Consider the following 5385-nt stretch of genomic DNA (forward strand, 5'->3'; position numbering starts at 1 on the left):
GGCATCTCTAACGCTTATTTTAGCGTACCAGCCAGCTACCTTTGCATTGGGGCATCTCACTTTTAAAAGCAGTGGCAGTAACACTTTAGCTATTTCCGGAGATGTCTAATCAGTGTCGAATTTGAAGAACTCGTTAAACTTTTTAAGCAAAGAAAAGACTGTACACTTTTTTTAGGAGCTTCTCCAGGGCAGATGAGCCGTGAAATAAACATTGATGATCGTGGATATGGACTTTTCAGTTACACGGTTGCTCACGAGCTACAACAGGCTTCAGAAGAGGCAAAGCAAGTTGATGTCTTTTCAAAGGTCAGAGATATAGTCGAAGCAAATGGAGAAACGTATTCGCGACGAGAACGACAACGACCTTTTTTTGTAGATAATCCTCTTACTAAAAAACTGTTTTCTACAAGGCTAGATTACTGTCCTGATATCTTTGACTTGAGTTGGTATAAAAATTATTCTGCATTAAATTCTGATAATCTGAATACACGGTATAAAGATGCGATCAAAAACCTAGATGTTCCATTTTCTATACTTCATTACAACGTAGGCCGTGCTTTTTTGGAAAAATGCGCTTTTCAAACTGCTATCACTGCTTTAGAAATCTCTTTGAGCCAAAGTAAGTATAGTGATCCTGCTATATTACTTGAATTGGGTACTGCTCAATTTAAACAGAGACTTTATACAGATTCATCTAAAACATTTCAGCATTATATAACAACCGCAGACTCAACAGCGAACTTCACTCAATTTCAGGAATTAATTTCTCAAATCGAAGCTCTCAAAGACCCTTATTTTTCTACTGGTTATGCTTTATTAGTTGGAATAAAGGATTACTTAAACCCCGACATAAAGGCAGTTGATGGGGCAATTAATGATGTACTTCTTTTAAAAGATATTTTAATTAGTAAATACGGGTTTCAATTGGGAAATATAAAAGTTATCCTTAATCGAGATGCTACTTGTCAGGCGATTTTAAATGAATTTAAGGAGTTAACTGAAAAATCATATGAAGTACCTGCTTTGTTTTACTTTGCAGGACATGGCTCTTGGAACTCTGACAACTTAACAATCCTTGGCGTAGATAGCAGAGAAGGTGATGTATTTGATATCGAACTAAAAGAGTTGTCGGAAATTGTTAGTAATCGCCCCACCAACCTAGTTACGATTGTTGATGCTAGTTGGTCAAAGTCAACTACAGTAAGAAGGTACAGCCCTCGATCTGTTCCTCCCGATAAACGTTCGCTTCCAAGTAAACGCGAGGGAGGAAGAGCCGATCAAGAAAGTTTATCTAATATATCTAAATCTAACGAGCGTAGATCTCAATTATTGTCGAATACTTCTCTAAAAATCGGCTGTCTCTCTATATATACAAATTCTATCCGCAATGAAATCGATGAGGGGGCTTTGGGGGTTGAAAAAAATTATGGAGATGACTTTCAAAAATTAATTTATGGCGTACTAACATACAATCTTACTAAAAGCTTGTCTGAAGACAAAACAGGCACGCTCACCTACAATCAATTGATTAAATCTATATCCACTGAAACTCAACCATTTGTTGTAGGCACTGATTTAGACACTCGCCTATTTGACAATTCTGTTCGTTGCAATTTAGTCAATGAACTTTTACGCAAAATCAAGCAGGAACCTATAGAACAAACCATCAGTTTTTTGAAAAGACTGATTCAACAACGCAACGGTGTTGATCCAGAAAGCCACTTCAATCTTGGAATTGCCTACTACACACTTGGAAACTATGACAAAAGTATTGCCTCGGTAGAAGCTGCTTTAAAGCAAGTTTCTGAACAAAATTCGGAACCAAAAGGAAAAACTCAACCCTATCCCGAAGCGCACTACTGGCTGGGAAGAGTTCTCTATGAAAGCAAGCGCGATCCAGCTTATGCCGTGAAAGAACTTCGTCTTGCAACGCAGCAAGATCCTAATAATGTAACAGCACACTATTACCTGGGTCAGGCGCTTCGGGCAATGGTTGAAAAAGAAATCTTAACTGAAGCTGAACGAGCCTTTGAGACTTATCTTGAAGGAGGCTCTCCACTGGGACAAGAAGAAGAAGTAGAAGAGTTTTTGCGATCGCGCAAATCAATTTCCCCTCAATAACATAGGAGAACACTATGGCTAACAAAGTCCCCATGAAAGATATGATCGTTATCCTTCCCGGCATTCTGGGAAGCGTCTTACAAAAAGATGGCAAAGACCTTTGGGCAGTATCAGGTCAGGCGATCTGGCAAGCCCTAACTAATTTAAGTAACACAATCCATAACTTAAAGTTAGGTCAGGATGATCCAAATGCTGAAAGCTTAGGTGATGGCATTCGAGCAACTTCACTGATTCAAGATACCCATCTCATTCCAGGATTTTGGAAAATTGACGGTTACACTAAAACTTCACGTTTGATTACTGACAACTTTAATGTTACTCCAGGTGATATTTATAACGATCCAGACGATAAAGCTGCCAACTTCTACCAGTTTCCCTACGACTGGCGACGGGATAATCGGGCCAATGCACACATCTTGAAAAAACTGATCGATAAGCGTCTAAAACGTTGGCGTGAAGCCAGTGGATCTGCTGACGCTAAAGTGATTTTGATGGCTCATAGTATGGGAGGTTTAGTCTCTCGCTATTACCTGGAAGTCTTAGAAGGTTGGCGTGATTCTCGTGCCTTATTTACCTTCGGTACGCCCTATCGCGGTTCTCTCAAAGCCGTAAACTTTTTGGCAAATGGCTACAAGCAGCAATTTCTCGATCTTACAGAAGTAATGCGATCGCTCACTTCCATTTACCAACTGCTGCCCATCTACGAAGTAGTCAAAATCGGTGAAAGCTACAAGCGTATTGCTGAAGCTGACGGACTGCCTAACATTGACAAACGTAAAGCGCAAGATGCCTTAGCGTTTCATCGAGAAATTGAGACTGCCGTAGAACAAAACCTTAAACTGGAGGAGTACCGCCAGTCGTTTACTGTTGTGCCGATCGCTGGTGTGCAGCAGCCAACCTTGCAATCTGCCATTCTAGAAAACGGCAAACTGACGGCGAGTGAAGATTTACCAGGTGTACTTCACAATCGATTTGACTTAAGTGATGGTGACGGTACGGTTCCCCAAGTTTCGGCTATCCCAATAGAGCGATCAAAGAACTTTGATAACTTTTTCATTGCTGAACAACATGGCGCATTGCAAAATCAAAAGCAAGTGCTACAAAACCTACTCAACTGTCTAGAGTTGAGCCAGTTTGATTTGGCAAATGTAAGAGCTCCCCAAGCAGCTATCAGTCTCAGTTTAGATGATTTGTATTTACCCGATGAACCTGTAAGCATTCGGGCAAGAGTAACAGGGGCAATCTCATTTGGAAAACTTCAAGCCGAAATCACATCGGTTTCCCATGAGCAACCTGCTGTCAATCTTGACTTTGTGGAACGAGAACGTGACTGGCTATTGATAATTGATCACTTGCAACCTGGACTTTATCGAGTGAGAGTGCAAACAGAAAACTTAAGCGATCAAGCCCCAACTCCTGTTCACGATCTGTTTGAAGTTGTTCGGTAGAGGTAGGCAATCCAGCATGAAACGAATTTTGATCCTGGCATCTAATCCTAAAGGAACCTCAGTTCTTGATTTGGATCGAGAAATCCGAGATATTCGAGAAGGACTGAGGCGATCGCAAAACCGCGATCAATTTGACATCGAAGTACGGGGAGCAGTTCGCCCCATTGACTTGAGACGCGCCATGCTGGAGGTAAAACCACAAATTGTTCATTTTTGTGGACATGGCAGTGGAGAAGATGGATTGGTGTTAGAGGATGATCATGGTAATGAGCATTTTGTCAATAGTGATGCACTTTCAAAACTATTTAAACAATTCTCGGACAAGGTAGAGTGTATCCTGCTGAACGCCTGTTACTCTGAAGTCCAAGCAGATGCACTTATCCAGCATATTAATTATGTGATTGGCATGAGCCGCGAAATTGGGGATGAAGCAGCGATCGCCTTTTCCATAGGATTTTATGATAGCGTTGGGGCTGGAAGAACTGTTGAAGATGCCTATGAGCTAGGGTGCAACTCAATTCAGATGGAGCTTTCTTCTCCCTCCCCTCAAAGCCGTAAACTGATCCCAATTCAGTCTCCTGAAGATAGGCAAACTCTAGTCTCTCCCGACCACTTGATTCCTGTACTGAAGAAAAAACAGAACCTCAATACTATTGTTACATCTGCAAATCCTCCGGTGCTTATCAATCAATCTCAACTTGAACCCCTGATTGGTCATTCAGACTGGATTCGTTCTCTGGCTTTCAGTCCCGATAGCAAAACAATATTAAGTAGCAGTAACGATAAAACAGTCAGATTATGGGATGTAGAAACGGGGCAACTTTTACATTTACTCACAAGTCATCGAGATAGAGTTAAGGGCGTTGGCATCAGCCCTGATGGACAACTATTGCTGAGTTGTAGTGCAGATGGTAACGTCAAAGCTTGGGATAAAAATCAACTAACAGCCAAAAAAACTGGAGACTGCCGTTATACCATCCACGCATCTTCCAAGCCCATTACTCTTGTTCATTCCCTGCCTATTAGCCCAGACTCTCAAAGTCCAATTTTTGCAACTGGAGCAGAGCATGGCAAAGTATCATTATGGCATTTGGAAACTGGCGAATGGATACGCACGTTCCAAGCACATAGCAGTCCAGTTATTTCCCTGAGTTTCAGTCCAGATGGACAAATCTTGGTAAGTGGTAGTGTCAATAGCACGATTAAAGTTTGGCAATTAAATGAGAACTCTAATCAGCCACTCCATATCATCGCCTATGCTCATCTGAGTGAAGTCTCATCGCTGGCAATTAGCCCTGATGGTCAAACATTGGTAAGTGGCGGAGCAGATAGAGCAATCAAACTTTGGAATTTAACCACTGGAACAGAGAAGATACCCCACATCCTCGAAGGTCATGCAGGTCGTGTTTGGTGTGTTGCTATTAGTCCAGATGGTACAAAAATTGCTAGTGCTAGTGCGGATTATACTGTGAAGATTTGGGATTTAAAAACAGGAACAATTCTTCAAACCTTCACTGGTCATTTGGGTGAAGTTCGTGCTGTCGCTTTTAGCCCAAATGGAAATTTTCTGGCTAGTGGCGGCGATGATCTTGAGATCAGGCTTTGGCAAGTTCAAGCAACGGATGCCGCTTGATGAAGACTTTTGACGTTGACCTCAAGTAATAACCTAAACTGATGATTGAATAAATCAACCAAATAAGTGATACTAACAATACTATAGCCAAATTACGAGGGTTAAACGGCTGTAGAAGCATTGTGAATACGACCAAAAGAGGTGAGTTTGGCAAAAATCTGGGATAATAAAATAGGCTCAGGC

The 5385-nt window shown here is 41.4% G+C and carries 3 protein-coding genes; all 3 read left to right on the forward strand.

All coding sequences use genetic code 11. The annotated features are described in order from the left end of the window. The first annotated feature begins 108 nt into the window (after window positions 1–108). Genes H6G68_RS26475 through H6G68_RS26485 form a run of 3 tightly spaced genes read left to right on the forward strand, consistent with a single transcriptional unit; the run spans window position 109 to window position 5202 of the window. Complete coding sequence (locus tag H6G68_RS26475) at window positions 109–2121, forward strand: caspase family protein (RefSeq protein WP_422596890.1); 2013 nt, start codon at window positions 109–111, stop codon at window positions 2119–2121. Between the two features lie 14 nt (window positions 2122–2135). After that, window positions 2136–3569: a lipase/acyltransferase domain-containing protein gene (locus H6G68_RS26480; protein WP_190909304.1), complete on the forward strand. Its 1434-nt coding sequence runs from the start codon at window positions 2136–2138 to the stop codon at window positions 3567–3569. A 16-nt stretch (window positions 3570–3585) separates the two neighbouring features. Further along, entirely contained in the window at window positions 3586–5202 is a 1617-nt protein-coding gene (locus tag H6G68_RS26485; protein ID WP_190909305.1) for a WD40 domain-containing protein, read from the forward strand. Window positions 5203–5385 lie beyond the last annotated feature (183 nt).

Source organism: Anabaena catenula FACHB-362 (assembly GCF_014698735.1).
GTDB classification, from domain to species: Bacteria; Cyanobacteriota; Cyanobacteriia; order Cyanobacteriales; family Nostocaceae; genus Anabaena; species Anabaena variabilis_A.